Below are 16,930 nucleotides of genomic sequence, written 5' to 3' on the forward strand. Positions count from 1 at the left end.
GCCTCTTCACCGGCAACGGCGGCAGCGGCCCGACCCCCGCCCTCGCCTGTGTGCCGAGGGTGCTGGACCGGGTCATCATCCCCAAGAACATCACCGTCCACCTCGGCCGCCCCGCCGCATCGGCCCAGAACGTCACCGTCTCCTTCCGCAGGTATATCGCCAATGTGGCGTCCAGCGAGGTGTATCCTACCTGGCCTGAGCAGGCCCTCCGCGCCAACATCCACTGCCAGATCTCGCTGGCCCTCAACCGCATCTACACCGAGTGGTATCCCAGCAAGGGCTACACCTTCAACATCACCAACTCCACCAGCTACGACCAGTACTATGTGCACGGCCGGACTGTGTTCGACGTCATGGTGCGGCTGACGGACGACATCTTCAACACCTATATCCGCAAGACCGGCACCGTCAACCCCTACTACGCCGAGTACTGCGACGGCAAGAGCGTCACCTGCCCCGGCCTCAAGCAATGGGGCACCGTCACGCTGGCCAATCAGGGCCGGAACGCCCTCAGCATCCTCAAATATTACTACGGAAACAACATCGAGATCGTCCGCACGAACAATATCCAGTCCATCCCCCGGAGCTACCCCGGAAGCCCCCTGCGGCAGGGCAGCACCGGCAGCGCAGTGTTCACCTTACAGCGCCAGCTCAACCGCATCACGAAGGATTATCCCTTCCTCGGGCTGCTGACGGTGGACGGCATCTTCGGCAGCCGGATGACCGCGACGGTCAAAAAGTTCCAGAAGCAGTTCGGCCTCACCGCCGACGGCGTGGTGGGCCGCAGCACATGGTACAAGATCAGCTACATCTACGTCTCGGTCAAGGACCTCGCCGAGCTGACCAGCGAGGGGGAGACGTCCAATGGCACTCTCTCCAACGGCACATGGGACCCCGGCAGCGCGCCCCTCAAGGCGGGTTCGACCGGCCGGGAGGTGGAGCAGGTACAGTTCTGGCTGAGCACACTGGCCCAGTACGAGAGCAGCATCCCCTCCGTCACGGTGGACGGCATCTTCGGCAGCGGCACTGCGGCGGCGGTGCGGGCGTTCCAGCGGCGCTACGGCCTGACTGCGGACGGCATCGTGGGGCGGGCCACATGGACCGAGCTGTACGACCAGTTCCGCAGCATCCAGTCCGACAACGGCACCCCCAACGCCTACCCCGGCACTGCCCTGCGCCAAGGCAGCAGCGGCCAGAACGTCCGGCTGGTGCAGTTCTGGCTCAAGATCGCGCGGACGGTCTACCAGAGCCTCAGCAATGTGACGGTGGACGGCATCTTCGGCCCGGCCACGACGGCAGCAGTGCGGCGGTTCCAGACCTACTTCGGCCTTGCCAGTGACGGTGTCGTGGGCCGCACGACGTGGAACAAGCTCTACGAGGTCTACAACGACATCGCCAACCGCCTGCTCTCGTCCAGCCTGCGGCCCGGCGAATATCCGGGCCTGCTGCGCAGCGGCTCCAGCGGCACAGCGGTGCGGGAGCTGCAGTTCTACCTCTATCTCATGAGCGCCTACCAGAGCAGCATCCCCTCCGTCTCCATCGATGGCCGTTTCGGCGCGGCCACCGAGGCCGCCGTCCGGGCCTACCAGCGGTTCGCCGGGCTGACGGTGGACGGCATCGTGGGCCGGAAAACATGGGATTCGCTCTACAGAAAGGCCTCGGCCCTCCGCTCCTCCGGGCCTGTGGTCACCCTCAAGCGCCTGCCCTATCCCGGCACGCCGCTGACCATCGGCAGCGACAGCAGCGCCGTGCTCTACTACACCCTGCTTTTGCAGCGCATCGCCTACTATTACGACAGCGTGGCGTCTCCCGCGCTTTCCAGCCAGTACACGCAGGAGACGGCGGACGCCACTGCCAGCGCACAGGAGCTTCTGGGTCTGCCCGCCACCGGCGCAGCCGACGCCGAGACGTGGACAGCGGTGGAGGCTCTGAGCTTACAGCTGGCAGCCTTCACCCCCAACCCCGACCGGCATCCCAAGCAGGGGCCGGACTACCCGGACCGGGCCATGAAGGAAGGCAGCGCGGGACCCGACGTCAGCCTCATCGAGCGCTGGGTCAATGGCCGCTCCCAGCTCTACTGCGAGGACGACTATGTCGCCGACAACGCCTTCTTCGGCCCGGAGGACACCGCTGCCGTGAAGGAGACGCAGCAGCGGGCGGGCCTTGAGACGAACGGCGTCGTAGACCGGCCCACTTGGGCCGCACTCCGCGCCCAGAGCCACACTGCCTGCGACAGCTGCACCGAGGAGGGATGAGAGATGGCACGCTTACTGGTCTATGATGCCTACGAGAACAAGGTCTACACCTATTCCAGCCTGAGCGAGAACGACCCCATGCCCTACAGCACCGGCACGACCCTGACCGTCCGGGAGTTCCGGGGCAGGTCCAACAGTCCGGTGCTCTGGACGACCATTGCAGCCATGGAGGCATGGAACCTGACCCGCCGCAAGTACGGCAAAGGCATCCCGGTGGGGTACGCCTTCCGCCGCATCTGGGAGGGCGGCCACGGCACCCGCAGCCAGCACTACGCAGGCGTGTCCTTCGATGTGGGGCAGCGCCTCAGCCAGACCCAGCGCACCGCCATCTACAGAGCCGCCCGTTCCACCGGAGCGTGGGGCTACGTCGAGCCGCTGAGCCAGACCCCCACATGGGTGCACCTCGACCGGCGCTACGGCAGCCCCGCCTGCAGCGGCACCACGGCGGGCTACCCCACCCTCCGCAGAGGGAGCCGGGGCTGCTACGTCATGATCCTTCAGGATGCCCTCTCGACGCTGGGCTACCAGACCGGCCGCCGCATCGACGGCATCTTCGGCAGCCGGACGGAAGAGGCCCTCCGGGGCTATCAGCGCCGCACCAGCCTCCGCGTGGACGGCGTCTGCGGCTGCAACAGCTGGAAAAAGATCTCCACCGCCGTGCTGGGCGTGGGACGAACCAGAACGACCATTGATTGATTTTCGTATATAGGAGCAGAAAACAAAAAGGCTGCTGCACTCAGCCTCTCCGTCACGGCTTTGCAGACGGAGAGGTTGCTTGCAGCAGTCTCTTATTTTTATGGTTCAATCCTCCAGCACCACATCCTCGCTGAGCACCTGCCCGATGGGCTTTGCGATGCACAGGTCGGCTTCGGCGTCTGCGCCCGTGGGCTGCATATTGATGACCACGAGGTGGTCGCCCCGGAAATAGCGGATGAGGCCCGCCGCCGGATAGACCACAAGGCTGGTGCCGCCGATGATGAGGGTGTCGGCATGACGGATGGCCGAGACAGCCCCGGACAGCACCTGTTCGTCGAGGCCCTCTTCATAAAGGACCACGTCCGGCTTGACGATGCCGCCGCACTTGGGGCAGCGGGGCACACCGGTGCTGTCGGCAATGAAGTCCACGCCGTAGAACGCGCCGCAGTTCACGCAGTAGTTGCGCAGCGTGCTGCCGTGCAGCTCGTATACCTTCTGTGACCCTGCGGCCTGATGGAGGCCGTCGATGTTCTGGGTGATGACAGCCTTCAGCTTTCCCTCCCGCTCGAGCTTAGCCAGACGGAGGTGGGCCGCGTTGGGCTTTGCGCCCCGGACGATGAGCTTATCGCGGTAGAAGCGGTAAAACTCCTCGGGGTGCGTTTCCCAGAAGGTGTGGCTCAGGATGGTCTCGGGCGGGTAGTCATATTTCTGATGGTAGAGGCCGTCCACGCTGCGGAAATCCGGGATGCCGCTCTCGGTGGACACACCTGCACCGCCAAAAAAGACGGTGTTCTGGCTCTGCGAAATGATTTTTTCTAACTTTTCAACCATATTCAACACCTCTTTTGTATTACTTGCCGGAAAACAGCTTGAAATTTTGTATATTCTGCGCGTTATTCTCCACGTTTCAACGGTCGTTCTCCGCAAACATCCGCCCCAGCTGGGGAAAAATGTCCTGCGGGAGCATCCCATACTCGCCCCTCCGGGCAGCAGCCCGGTCGGCGGCGGCACCGTGGAGCCAGACCGCGCAGGCGGCGGCATCGTAGGCAGGCAGGCCGCAGGCCAGCAGAGCCGATGTCATACCGGCCAGCACATCGCCGCTGCCGCCCCGGGCGAGGCCCGGGTTGCCGGTGGGGTTGATGCAGACCCGCCCATCCGGCCCGGCAACCACGGTCCGCGCTCCCTTCAGTACCACGACCGCGTTCCATTGGGCGGCATACCGCCGGGCGATGCCCTCCCGGTCGGCTTGGACCGCCTCCACCGAAAGCCCGGTCAGCCGGGACATCTCGCCCGGGTGGGGTGTCAGGATCAGCTCTTTGGCCGGGCGGGGCAGCTCCTCGCCCCCATTCATGAGGCTGGCGGCGGCGTTCAGGCCGTCGGCATCCAGCACCGCACTGCCCGAAAAACCGGTGAGCAGCTTCTTCACCAGCGTCCGCGTCTCGGCGGCGCGGGCGCTGCTCTGGGCCAGATACCCCAGCCCCGGCCCGATGAGAAGGACGGTGGCCTTCTGCCGGAGGATGCGGGGGATGCTCTGGGGCGAGATGCCCCCCTCTGCCCCCGGCTCACAGGGGCAGAGACAGCATTCCGGCAGGCGGGCCGCTACCGCCGCCATCACCGGCTCGACGCTGGCCAGCGTGACGATGCCCGCGCCGGTGCGCAGGGCACCCTCCACGGTCAGCGCCGCAGCGCCCCGGTAGCAGGCACTGCCCGCCACCGCCAGCACCGCCCCGAAGCTGCCCTTGTTGCTCTCCCGACCCCGCTTCGGGATGCGGGACCAGACAGATCCAGCGGTGATGTCCGGTGTCATGCTCACGCCTCCCCCTGAATGTAGCGCTTGATCTCTTTTTCCACGTCCTGCACCTCTTGGTGGAACATCCGGGCCGAGACGCGGAGCGCACCGTGGCCCAGAATGATGACCTGTTCCATACCGTCGGAGGTCGCCACCCGCACCCGGCGGTTCCTGCCGATCTCATGGGTGACGCGCTCGATGAACATATCCGCCGTCTCAGCCTCTTTCGTATAGACGACATGGATGTTGTGATACTCCTCGATGCTGCCGGGGCTGCCCGGTACGCGGTAGGCGTCAAAGACGAGGATAAGGACGCACTTCTTGAAGCCCTGATAGTTGCAAAGAATGTCCATCAGCCGGTGGCGGGCGGCGTCGAGGCTCTCCTTGGCGAGTGCATTCAGCTCGTCCCACGCGAAGATGATGTTGTAGCCGTCCACCAGCAGGTATTCCGGCGCGACCTCCCACTGTTCGGCGGCAAAATCGGGCCGCTCCTTCTTCTGCACCGGGCGGAACGCCGCCAGCGGGTCTCGCTTGATGGGGCCATAGGTGCGCTCGAAGATCTTCAGCAGCTCGGCGTCCTCTTCCAGCGTGGCACGGTACGCGGCCATCCGGCGGGGCCGGGCGGCGCTCTCTTCTGCCGTCGGGGCGGTGTGGCCCCAGCCGCTGTCCACGTGCATATGGCTGCGCACCTGTTCCCACGGCACGACGAAGCCCGCGCCGTGGGAGCAGAAGACCGAATCGGCAGGGTTGTCCAAGTCGTGCTCCGGCTCATAGCCCGCCGCCGCGATGACCTCCGCCGCATTGTGGCAGGGGCGGTAGCCGTCCAGCGTCAGGCTCAGATGTCCCCGGCCCCGGCTGTAGCTCACCACCTCCATCGGGTAGCTGCGCATGGCTGCCACCGGCGCAAAGCCGGTGAGGGTGGCCGTCTGGCCGTCGGGGGCGGTCTCGGGCGGGTCGAAACTGCCCTCCATCCGCTGGATGTCGCTCATGGCCCGGCCGATGTTCTCCGCAGGCACTTCCAGCCGGAAGGAATACCACGGCTCAAGGAGCTGAGTCTTTTTGATCTGGTCTGCCATCATCAGGCCCTGCCGCACGGCGCGGTAGGTGGCCTGACGGAAGTCGCCGCCCTCGGTGTGCTTGAGGTGGGCGCGGCCCGCGATGAGGGTGATCTTCATGTCCGTCAGCGGTGCGCCCATGAGGACGCCGACGTGCTGCTTTTCTTCCAGATGCGTCAGCACGAGGCGCTGCCAGTTCTTGTCCAGCTCCTCTTCCCGGCAGTCGGCGGCAAACTGCATCCCGCTGCCCCGGGGCAGCGGCTCCAGCTTCAGATGGACCTCGGCGTAGTGGCGCAGCGGCTCATAATGGCCCACGCCCTCAATGGCCTCCGTTATCGTTTCCTTATATAGTATGCCGCCGGAGTCGAATTCCACGTCCAGCCCATACCGCTCCGCCAACAGGCTTTTCAGCACCTCCAGCTGGATCTCGCCCATGAGCTGGACGTGGATCTCGCCCAGCGTCTCGTTCCAGACGACGTGGAGCTGCGGCTCTTCCTCTTCCAGACGGTGGAGCCTGCCCAGCGCGGCATGGACGTCCGCGCCCTCGGGCAGGCAGACCCGGTAGCTCAGCACCGGTTCCAGCACCGGGAGGTCGCTGTCCCGCTCGGCGCCGAGTCCGGTGCCGGGGCGGGCCTTGGTCAGGCCGGTGACGGCGCAGACCTGTCCCGGCCCGACGGCCTCTGCCAGCGTATACTTTGCACCCGAGTAGAGCCGCAGCTGGTTGGCCTTTTCGGCCCAAGGCTCTCCGTCCGCTTCGCCGGTGAGCTGGGCCTTAACCTTCAGCTCCCCGCCTGTGACCCGCAGCCACGTCAGCCGCTCACCCCGCTCATCCTGCGAGACCTTGAACACCCGGGCACCAAAGGCTTCCAGCGCCGGGGCGGCACGGGTGTATCTGTCAAGCCCCTCCAGCAGCTCATCCACGCCCTGCAATCCGCCCGCGTTCTCCCGCTGAAGGGCCACGCCGAACCAGCAGGGAAAAACGTGCCGCCGGGCGATGGCGGGGATGATGTCCTCCGCCGTCAGGCTGCCTGCGTCCAGCATCGTCTCCATCAGGCGCTCGTCGCAGAGGGCCAGTGCCTCGTCCCGTTCGGCCTGCGGGGCACCGAAGTCCACGAAGCCCTCACCCAGACGGCGGGAAAGCTGCCCCAGAAGGGCTTCTTTCCCCGGGCCGGGCAGGTCCATCTTGTTGAGAAAGACGAAGGTGGGGATATGATACCGCCGCAGCAGACGCCAGAGGGTCTCGGTGTGGCTCTGGACGCCGTCGGTGCCGCTGACGACCAGCACCGCGTAGTCCAGCACCTGCAGCGTCCGCTCTGTCTCGGTGGAAAAATCCACATGGCCGGGGGTGTCCAGCAGAGTGATGCCGGTGCGGCCCGTCTTCAGCAGGGCCTGCTTGGAAAAGATCGTGATGCCCCGCGCTTTTTCCAGCGTGTCGGTGTCGAGGAAGGCATCCTTGTTGTCCACCCGGCCCAGCCTGCGGATGCTGCCTGCACGGTAGAGCATCGCTTCGGAGAGAGTGGTCTTGCCGGAGTCCACATGGGCGAGGATGCCCACCACCAGCTGTTTTTCGCTTTTTTCCGCCATGTCTTCCGCCCTCACACTGCGCCTGCGATGAGGCTGATGATGAGCAGCGCTGCGCCCAAGAGCAAATTCGAAAGCATACTGCAATAGATGCGTTCCTCCGGCTCCAACTCCTCGAAGGAGACGATGCGCTCGTCCGCGAAGTCCACGATGGACTTGGTGGCGTGGAACTTCTTCTTTTTGCCCATGTCCTTGAACTCCTCGCCCAGATGGTGGACGGTCACGCCGTCCAGACGGAGGTAGTTCACCCACGCCCACGCCAGCAGCACGACGCCCAGCAGCAGGGCCGGGGCCTGCCACATCGTGAATTTGCCGTCGCTGACGTAGCGGTCCCACAGCAGCATCAGGACGGCCACGACCGACACCCGAGTGACGGATTTATACAGAACGGGGCGGAACATATATTTTTGATACATCGAGATCAGCTTTTTCATCCAAGGACGCTCCTTTTATAGAAGTAACATTCTTTTTTATTGTAGCATGATTTTGTGAAAAAAGATAGCCGCTTTGCGTTTTCCAACTTTCGTTGTATCCATCTTTCGTCCTGCGAAAGTACGACTTCTTTTCATTCTTTACCGTTTTTTTGCCGTCATTTTTCAGAGAAAAGCATCCGTTACTATTTTGTTTTTATTTTAGGGCTGTATGTCATTGACTTCTTTTGCCCACAATGTTAGAATACGAAAGGTGCGGCCCCGGGCGCTTTGTGCGTTTTGGCACCCGGAGCGTGCCGTTTTTTGCATTTAGGATAGGAAAAAAGGAAAACAATTTCTCGGAGGAACGTATCTCAATGAACATCGATTTTGAGTCCCGCAACATCACCCGCCGCAGCTTCCTGAAGGGCGCCGGCGTCGTGGGTGCCGCCGGCCTGCTGTCCGCCTGCGGCGGCAGCAAGTCCAACAACTCCGGCAGCACGGCTGCTTCCGGCGTGGAGGCCCCCAACTCCACCGGTGCCACCCCCCTCAAGGAGTACATCTCCTGGGAGTCTGCCAACCGCGAGATCGAGAGCTGGAACCTGCTGTACAGCCAGACCCTCAGCGACGCCAACGTCGTCACCAACCTGTGGGACGGCCTGATGAGCTTCGACTGCTACGGCAAGCTGGTGCCCGCCATCGCCACCAGCTGGGAGGCCAACGAGGACTCCACCGTCTGGACCTTCCACCTGCGCGACGACGTGGACTGGGTGGACTGCAACGGCGAGGTGAAGGAGCACATCACCGCCACCGATTTTCTGGTCGGTCTGGAGTGGGTGCTGAACGCCTCCAAGAACGAGGCCAACAACACCTCCATGCCCACCCTGTACATCGTGGGCGCTGAGGAGTACTACGAGAAGACCAAGGATATGGGCGCTGCCGCCGCCGACCTGCGCTATCAGGATATGCTGGACGCAGGCGTGGGCATCGAGGCTCCCGACGACTACACTCTGGTGTTCACCTGCAAAGATCCCTGCCCCTACTTTGACACCGTGGCCTCCTACACCAGCTTCTACCCCGCCTCTCAGGCGCTGATCGACGAGCTGGGCATCGAGACCTTCCGCGGCTGCGACAACACCAATATGTGGTACTGCGGCCCCTACCTCGTTGAGGAGTATATTCAGGGCAACACCAAGAGCTATATCCCCAACCCCCACTACTACGATGCTGCCAACGTCAGCCGCTTCGAGCGTCTGACCGTGACCATGATCTCCGATCAGGCCATCGCATTCCAGCTCTACCAGAACCGCGAGCTGGACGAGATCGACCTGAACGAGAGCACCATCACCACCATCACCTCCGACCCCAACAACGAGTACAACAGCCAGCTCTGTGAGAAGCGCGCCCGCCCCTCTGCCTACGCCATGCACTTCAACTACCAGAAGAACAACGCCGACGGTACCCCCGATGTGAACTGGAACAAGGCCATCGCCAACACCGCTTTCCGTCAGTGCTTCTACCGCGGCCTGAACCTGAAGGCATGGTTCTCCCGCTACAACAAGATCAACCCCCTGAAGTGCGAGAACGACTACTACACCATGAAGGGCCTGTGCTACAACACGCAGGGCGCTGAGTACACCACTCTGGTGGCCAAGGAGATGGGCTTCGACACTGAGAAGTACGATGGCGAGACCATGATCCGCCTGCGTGCCAACGGCGGCGACATCTCTGCCCTGAAGAAGCAGGCCATGGAGGAGCTGAGCGCCATCGGCGTCACCTTCCCCGTCAAGGCCACCTACTTCATCATCGCCAGCAGCACCTCCGCACTGGACAACGCCACCATCCTGAAGCAGTGCTTCTCCGACAGCTTCGGCGACGACTTCATCAAGCTGGACGTCCAGACCTACGTTTCCAGCCTGACGCAGGAGGTCCGCACTCCTCAGCTCCAGAGCTTTGTCATCAACGGCTGGAGCGCCGACTTCGGCGACCCCATCAACTTCCTCGGTCAGGAGACCCTCCACGACGACAACGCTTTCTACTCTCACTACTACTCCAACATCGCCCGGGTAGCTGAGGCTCCTGCCGACTACCAGAAGGATCTGATGGACGCTTTCGAGCAGTACACCGATCTGGTCAATGCCGCCAACGCCATCGTCAACGACACCGACGCCCGCTACGAGGCCTTCGCCAAGGCTGAGGCCTATATGCTGGAGAACGTGCTGGTCAGCCCCACCTACTACGACATCGCATGGTCCCTGACCCACGCCAACGAGTACAGCAAGATCAACGCCATGTACGGCGGCTGCAACTACAAGGCCGTCAACTGGGAGACCAGCGAAGAGGCCTACACCACCGTCCAGTACGAGCAGTTCGCCAAGGCATTCGATCAGGCTTCTCAGGGCTGATCCGGCGCGAAAAGTCATACAATTTCAGCTTTCACATGAAACATTTTCATTTTCATATGTCTGCTGAGTCAATAAGATTCAATCCGTACCAGAGTGGTTTTTCTTGACTTCCCGGCGATGGGATGATAGAATACTTGCAACCGATACGGATTCTGCAAAGGCGCAGAAACAGGTCATTAAAAATCTGTCTCTGCGCCCTTTTTGTACCCATTTTTACTCTGTGGGAGAGTAAACTGGCACTATTGGGATCACTATTGGGATAGAGAAACGGAGCGCGCAGAGCCGTACCAGCGATTACAGGAGGGAAAGAATATGTACCACGATTTTGAGTCTCACGCCATCACCCGCCGCAGCTTTCTTAAGGGCGCAGGCGCTGTGGGCGCAGCCGGTCTGCTGGCCGCCTGCGGCGGCAGTTCCTCTTCCAGCACTGCTGCCAGCGCCTCCTCTGCATCCTCCGGTGCAGCGGCCTCCGGCAAGGGCCTGAGCGAGCTGTTCACCTACGAGACCTCCGGCCGCGAGATCGAGAGCTGGAATATGCTCTACAGCCAGCAGGCCATCGACTTCAACGTCACCACCAACCTCATCGACGGCCTCATTGGCTTCGACAACTACGGCAAGCCCGTCCCCGCCATCGCCAAGAGCTGGGAGCACAACGAAGACTCCACCGTCTGGACCTTCCACCTGCGGGATGACGTGGACTGGGTGGACATCAACGGCGAGGTGCAGGAGCATCTGACCAGCAAGGACTTCCTCACCGGCTTCGAGTGGGTGCTGAACGCCAAGAAGAATCAGGCCTCCAACACCTCCATGCCCTCCACCACCGTCGTGGGCGCAGCCGACTACTATGACAAGACCTATGCGATGGATGACGCAGCCGCCGCGGCCCTGACCTACGACGATATGATGGCCGCAGGCGTCGGCATCGACGCACCGGACGACTACACCGTCGTCTTTACCTGCCTGAACCCCTGCCCCTACTTCGACACCGTGGCTTCCTACGTCTGCTGCTACCCGGCTCCTCCGGCTCTGGTGGAGAAGCTGGGCGTCGAGGGCTTCCGCGGCGTGGACTACACCCAGCAGTGGTGCTGCGGCCCCTACCTCATCGAGGAATTTGTGGCCGACAACTCCAAGCGCTTCATCCCGAACCCCCATTATTATGCGGCAGACGAGTGCACCCGCTTCGAGCGCGTGTCCCTGAGCATGATCACCGACCTGACCGTGGGCTATCAGCTGTACCAGAACCGCGAGCTGGACGAGCTGGAGCTGAGCGAGAGCACCCTGACCACCATCACCTCCGACAGCTCCAACGCCTACAATGACCAGCTCTGCGAGAAGCGTCCCACCAAGTACGCCTACGACTTCCACTTCAACTTCAACTGCCTCAACTCCGACGGCACCCCCAACGAGAACTGGAACAAGGCCGTGGCCAACCGGGCGTTCCGCCGCTGCTTCCATGAGGGCCTGAACCTCATCCCCTACTACGCACGCTTCAACAAGATCAACCCCCTCAAGTGCGAAAACAACTTCTACACCATGAAGGGCGTCTGCTATAACTCCAAAGGCACCGACTACGTTGATCTGGTTGCCAAGGAGCTGGGAATCGACGGCGAGAAGTACGACGGCGAGACCATGATCCACCTGCGCAAGTCCACCGCCGACTCCATCGCCGCCCTCAAGAAGCAGGCCATGGACGAGCTTTCCGCCGTCGGCGTCACCTTCCCGGTGAAAGTCCCCTTCTTCTTCGTGGCCGGCAACACCGTAGCACAGGACAACGCCACCGTCCTCAAGCAGTGCTTCACCGACAGCTTCGGCGACGACTTCATCCAGCTGGAGCTTGGCACCTACGTCTCCAGCCTCGCCAAGGAGGTCCGCATCCCCAAGCTGCACGGCTTCGTCATCAACGGCTGGGGCGCAGACTTCGGCGACCCCATCAACTTCCTCGGTCAGGAGATCCTGCATGACTCCAACGCCTACTATGCCGTCAACTACTCCAATATCCCCCTCGTGGCGGAGAACCCCGCCGATTACCAGAAGGAGCTGGTCGAGGAGTTCGAGCAGTTCACCGACCTCGTCAACGCCGCCAACGCCATCGTGGACGACACCGATGCCCGCTACGAGGCCTTCGCAAAGGCCGAGGCCTACATGATCAACAACTCGCTGGCCGTCCCCTGCTACTATGACGTCCACTGGTGCCTCACCCATGTCAACGAGTACACTAAGATCAACGCCATGTTCGGCCCCTGCAACTACAAGTACATCAACTGGGAGACCAGCGAGGACGCCTACACCACGGCCCAGTACGAGGAGTTCGCCAAGGCATTCGACGCAGCAAAAGCTTAACTTTTTCTGAACTTTTTCCCCGCCGGGATCTCCTGTCCCCGGCCTATATCCCACACAGCGGGAGCTGTTCTCACCTCGAGAACAGCTCCTGTTGTTTTGTTTTTTGGCCGCTTTGTCTTATTTTTATCACCCTTCATTGCGGTAAAGTAAATTTATTTCATGTGTGTACGGCGTATTCCTTTCTTTTAGAAGAAAAAGCGATTTCCATTCCATTGACAACCATTTATTTCGATGGTACAATATATGTCGTGTTAAGGATTTTACGGGAGGAGCACAGGCACAGACAGAGGGGTCTGTTTCTGCGCTCTTTTGTATTCTCTGGCAATACAGGGAGGGCAGATGATCTCGTAAAAGAGTGGGAAATCGGCAGGGCACTGTACCCTGCGCCATAGAGCCGAGACACGAAAGAATAATTGGGAGGAAAACACAATGAACGCAAATTTTGAGTCTCATTCCATCAGCCGCCGCAGCTTCCTCAAGGCTTCCGGCGTCGTGGGCGCTGCAAGCATCCTGGCCGCTTGCGGTGGTTCTTCCAGCAGCACTGCTGCCAGCACCTCCGGTGCTGCCTCCGGCGCAGCTGCACCCGCAGCCGACGCCATCACCGATTACGTCTCCTTCGAGACCGCTAACCGTGAGCTGGAGACTTGGAACTTCCTGTACAGCCAGTCCGCTTCCGACCTGAACGTCACCACCAACTGCTGGGACGGCCTGCTGAGCTTCGACTGCTACGGCAAGGCAGCCCCCGCCATCGCATCCAGCTGGGAGCACAACGAGGACTCCACCGTCTGGACCTTCCACCTGCGCGACAATGTCGATTGGTGCGACGTCAACGGCGAGGTCAAGTCTCACCTGACCTCCAAGGACTTCCTCGTGGGCTTCGAGTGGGTCCTGAACGCCCTCAAGAACGAGGCCTTCAACACCTCCATGCCCTCTGAGACCGTCGTGGGCGCTGCCGAGTACTACGACCTGACCAAGGACAAGGGCGACGCTGCTGCCGATATGACCTACGAGGATATGCTGGCTGCTGGTGTCGGCATCGAGGCTCCGGACGACTACACTCTGGTCTTCACCTGCAAGAACCCCTGCCCCTACTTCGACACCGTCGCTGCTTACAACAGCTTCTACCCCGCCTCTGAGGACCTCATCAACGAGCTGGGCATCGATGGCTTCCGCGCCTGCGATTACTCCACCATGTGGTACAATGGTCCGTACCTCATCGAGGAGTACATCCAGCAGAACACCAAGAGCTTCATCCCCAACCCCAACTACTACGCTGCAGACGACTGCACCCGTTTCGAGCATCATACCATCACCATGATCCCCGACCTGTCCATGGGCCTGCAGCTGTACGAGAACGGCGAGGTCGATAACATCGACCTGACCGAGTCCAACCTGACCACCATCACCTCCGACCCCAACAACGAGCACAACAAGTTCCTGTGCGAGAAGCGCCCCACCAAGTACAGCTACCAGATGCACCTGAACTTCCAGCGCAAGGATGAGAACGGCAATCTGGACGAGAACTGGAACAAGGCTGTTTCCAACCGCGCGTTCCGTCAGTGCTTCTACAAGGGCCTCAACCTCACCAACTACTACGCCCGCACCAACAAGATCAACCCCCTGAAGTGCGAGAACGACTACTACACCATGCCCGGCGTCTGCTACAACACCAAGGGTGAGGATTACACCACTCTGGTCGCCAAGGAGATGGGCTTCGACACTGAGAAGTACGATGGCGAGACCATGATCCGCCTGCGTGCCAACGGCGGCGACATCGCTGACCTGAAGAAGCAGGCCATGGAAGAGCTGAGTGCCATCGGCGTCACCTTCCCCGTCCACTGCTACCACTACATCAAGAGCGGCGACACCACTGCTCTGGATACCGCCACCGTCCTGAAGCAGTGCTTCTCCGAGAGCTTCGGCGATGACTTCGTCGTGCTGGACATCGGCACCTACGTCTCTTCCCTCTACAAGGAAGTCCGTAACGTCCAGCTGCACTCCATCCTGCAGAACGGCTGGGGCGCTGACTTCGGCGATCCCGTCAACTTCCTCGGTCAGGAAGTCCTGAGCGACGACAACGCTTACTACGCTCAGACCACCTCCTGGATCGCAGCCGTCGAGGCCGACCCGAAGGATTACCAGAAGGATCTGCTGGCAGATTATCAGGAGTTCACCGATCTGGTCACTGAGGCAAAGGCCATCGTCACCGATACCAATGCACGCTATGCCGCATTCGCAAAGGCTGAGGCTTCCATGCTGAACAACGCACTGTGCGTCCCCTGCCTGTACGAGGTGCTCTGGTGCCTGACCCACGTCAACGAGTACACCAAGATCAACGCCATGTACGGTCCCTGCAACTACAAGGCCGTCAACTGGGAGACCCGTCAGGGCGACGGCTACACCACCGAGGAGTACGAGGCTTTCTCCGCTGCTTTCGATGCAGCAACCAAAGCCTGATGATTATTTTATAAAGGTTTGGTTATCATGTTAAAATACACCGTCAAGCGGCTGGCTCAGTCGCTCGTCACGATCTTATTGATCGCAACCATCGTCTTTCTGCTGATGCGCTGCCTGCCTACGGACTACTACTTCACGGAAGAACAGCTCATGAAGTTTACCGAAGAGCAGAAATACGCTGCACTGGAAGCCGCCGGTCTGACCGACCCCATCGGCACCCAGCTGCTGCACTTCTACAACGACCTGCTCCATCTGGACTTCGGCACTTCCCGCCGCATCCAGAACGGTGCCTCCGTCGTGAAGGTCATCGGCAAGAAGTTCGGCGTCTCCATGCGCCTCGGCCTGATCTCTGCCGGCATCTCGCTGGTGGTGGGCGTCCTGCTGGGCATCCTGCAGACCGCCTTCAAGGACAAGGTCTTTGACTGGATCGGCACTGCTTACACCGTTTTCGTCAACGCGGTGCCCTCTCTGGTCTCCTATTCGCTGGTGCTGGTGTTCGGCTCCAAGTATCTGGGCTTCCCCACGCTGTACTCGACCCGCAACGTCGGCCCGTCCAGCGTGCTGCCCATCGTCTGCCTGTCGCTGGCTTCCATCGCAGGCTATGCCCTGTGGACCCGCCGCTACATGGTGGATGAGCTGACCCGCGACTATATCAAGCTGGCCCGCGTCAAGGGCCTCAGCTCCAGCGAGATCATGTTCAAGCACGTCCTGCGCAACGCCATGGTCCCCATGGTGCAGTATATCCCCCAGTCCATCCTGCTGACGGTGGGCGGCTCTCTGCTGATGGAGCGGTTCTTCTCCGTCCCCGGCATGGGCCCCCTGCTGACCGACGCCATCCAGCGCTATGACCTGAACGTCGTGCAGACGCTGGTCATCCTCTACGCTGTGCTGGGCATCGTGGGTGTTTTTATGGGCGACGTGCTGATGATGCTCGTTGACCCGCGCATTACTCTGACCGGAAAGGAGGCCGCACGCTGATGGCAAAAGCATCGGATTTTGAGGGCAAGAAGCAGGACGAACTGTTCTACTTCGTCGAGTACTCTCCGGAGGAAGCCGAGCGTGTCGGCTACTCCAACTACAGCTACTGGGGTTCTGTTGTCCAGAACTTCCTCAAGCACAAGGCTGCTGTCGTCTGCCTGTTCCTGTTCCTGTTCCTCGTGGTCTTCTCCTTTATCGCACTGGCCATCGGCAAGTACGATTATCAGACGCTGGTGACGGACTCCTCTCTGGCGTTCCAGAAGCCCAACGGTGAATACTGGTTCGGCACCGACAACCTCGGCCGCGACTACTGGTGTCAGGTGTGGTACGCCACGCAGGTGTCCATCCGTCTGGCCCTCATCGTCGCCGTGGGCGAGAGCATCCTCGGCGTCATCATCGGCCTGATCTGGGGCTATGTCCGTGAGCTGGACCGCTTCTTCACGGAGCTGTACAACCTCATCGACAATGTGCCCTACATCATCTACATGACCCTGATCGCACTGGTCGTCGGCCAGAGCTTCACCATCATGGCCGTCTCGATGATCGCCATCGGCTGGCTGGTCATGGCCCGCCGCGTCCGCAACATGGTGTTCATGTTCCGCGACCGCGAGTACAACCTCGCGTCCCGCTGCCTTGGCACCCCGCTGTGGCGCGTCCTGACCAAGAACATCCTGCCGTATCTGGTCTCCGTCATCATCCTGCGCATGGCGCTGAGCATCCCCGCCACCATCAACCTCGAGTCCACCCTGTCCTATCTGGGCATCGGTCTGGGCATCGAGACCCCGTCGCTGGGCCTCATCCTGAGCAAGGTGCGCGGCTTCTTCCTCGACTACCCCTACCTGCTGGTCTTCCCCGCATCCATCGTGTCCATCATCTCCATTTCCTTCTATATCATGGGCAACGCTTTCTCGGATGCTGCTGACCCGCGCAACCACGTTTAACAGATGGGAGAGAAAATCACAAA

General features: G+C 61.2%; 11 protein-coding genes. 7 read left to right on the forward strand and 4 right to left on the reverse strand.

All coding sequences use genetic code 11. The features are described 5' to 3' along the window. The coding region (locus tag ACT8X9_RS06330; protein WP_444268470.1) for a peptidoglycan-binding protein at window positions 1-2,255 on the forward strand (2,255 nt) is incomplete at its 5' end. A gap of 3 nt (window positions 2,256-2,258) precedes the next feature. Continuing rightward, window positions 2,259-2,951 (forward strand): peptidoglycan-binding domain-containing protein, encoded by a 693-nt coding sequence (locus ACT8X9_RS06335; RefSeq protein ID WP_444268471.1) that lies wholly within the window; start codon window positions 2,259-2,261, stop codon window positions 2,949-2,951. Between the two features lie 105 nt (window positions 2,952-3,056). Here the strand turns inward: ACT8X9_RS06335 and ACT8X9_RS06340 are convergent, their stop codons facing one another. The 4 genes from ACT8X9_RS06340 to ACT8X9_RS06355 all read right to left on the reverse strand — a co-directional run bounded on the left by ACT8X9_RS06340 (window position 3,057) and on the right by ACT8X9_RS06355 (window position 7,810). Further along, window positions 3,057-3,782, reverse strand: a complete 726-nt coding sequence (locus ACT8X9_RS06340) for an NAD-dependent protein deacylase (RefSeq protein WP_444268472.1) — start codon at window positions 3,780-3,782, stop codon at window positions 3,057-3,059. A gap of 76 nt (window positions 3,783-3,858) precedes the next feature. Further along, a complete protein-coding gene (locus tag ACT8X9_RS06345) occupies window positions 3,859-4,758 on the reverse strand; it encodes an NAD(P)H-hydrate dehydratase (protein ID WP_444268473.1) in 900 nt (299 codons plus the stop codon). A gap of 2 nt (window positions 4,759-4,760) precedes the next feature. Continuing rightward, window positions 4,761-7,379: an NYN domain-containing protein gene (locus tag ACT8X9_RS06350; protein ID WP_444268474.1), complete on the reverse strand. Its 2,619-nt coding sequence runs from the start codon at window positions 7,377-7,379 to the stop codon at window positions 4,761-4,763. Between the two features lie 11 nt (window positions 7,380-7,390). Then, window positions 7,391-7,810: a hypothetical protein gene (locus tag ACT8X9_RS06355; RefSeq protein WP_444268475.1), complete on the reverse strand. Its 420-nt coding sequence runs from the start codon at window positions 7,808-7,810 to the stop codon at window positions 7,391-7,393. Between the two features lie 353 nt (window positions 7,811-8,163). Here ACT8X9_RS06355 and ACT8X9_RS06360 point away from each other — a divergent pair, with 353 nt between their 5' ends. The 5 genes from ACT8X9_RS06360 (at window position 8,164) to ACT8X9_RS06380 (ending at window position 16,907) form a co-directional block, all read left to right on the forward strand. After that, window positions 8,164-10,191 (forward strand): peptide ABC transporter substrate-binding protein, encoded by a 2,028-nt coding sequence (locus tag ACT8X9_RS06360; protein ID WP_444268476.1) that lies wholly within the window; start codon window positions 8,164-8,166, stop codon window positions 10,189-10,191. A 312-nt stretch (window positions 10,192-10,503) separates the two neighbouring features. Next, window positions 10,504-12,531 (forward strand): peptide ABC transporter substrate-binding protein, encoded by a 2,028-nt coding sequence (locus tag ACT8X9_RS06365; protein ID WP_444268477.1) that lies wholly within the window; start codon window positions 10,504-10,506, stop codon window positions 12,529-12,531. A 429-nt stretch (window positions 12,532-12,960) separates the two neighbouring features. After that, the gene (locus tag ACT8X9_RS06370; protein WP_444268478.1) at window positions 12,961-14,988 is read left to right on the forward strand and encodes an ABC transporter substrate-binding protein; all 2,028 of its coding nucleotides are present in this window, start codon (window positions 12,961-12,963) and stop codon (window positions 14,986-14,988) included. A gap of 27 nt (window positions 14,989-15,015) precedes the next feature. Further along, window positions 15,016-15,966: an ABC transporter permease gene (locus ACT8X9_RS06375; protein WP_227620303.1), complete on the forward strand. Its 951-nt coding sequence runs from the start codon at window positions 15,016-15,018 to the stop codon at window positions 15,964-15,966. Next, a complete protein-coding gene (locus tag ACT8X9_RS06380; protein ID WP_227620267.1) occupies window positions 15,966-16,907 on the forward strand; it encodes an ABC transporter permease in 942 nt (313 codons plus the stop codon). The genes ACT8X9_RS06375 and ACT8X9_RS06380 overlap by 1 nt, the downstream gene beginning before the upstream one ends. The last annotated feature ends 23 nt before the right edge of the window (window positions 16,908-16,930 follow it).

It is taken from the genome of Faecalibacterium sp. (genome assembly GCF_052358865.1).
GTDB classification, from domain to species: domain Bacteria; phylum Bacillota; class Clostridia; order Oscillospirales; family Ruminococcaceae; genus Faecalibacterium; species Faecalibacterium butyricigenerans.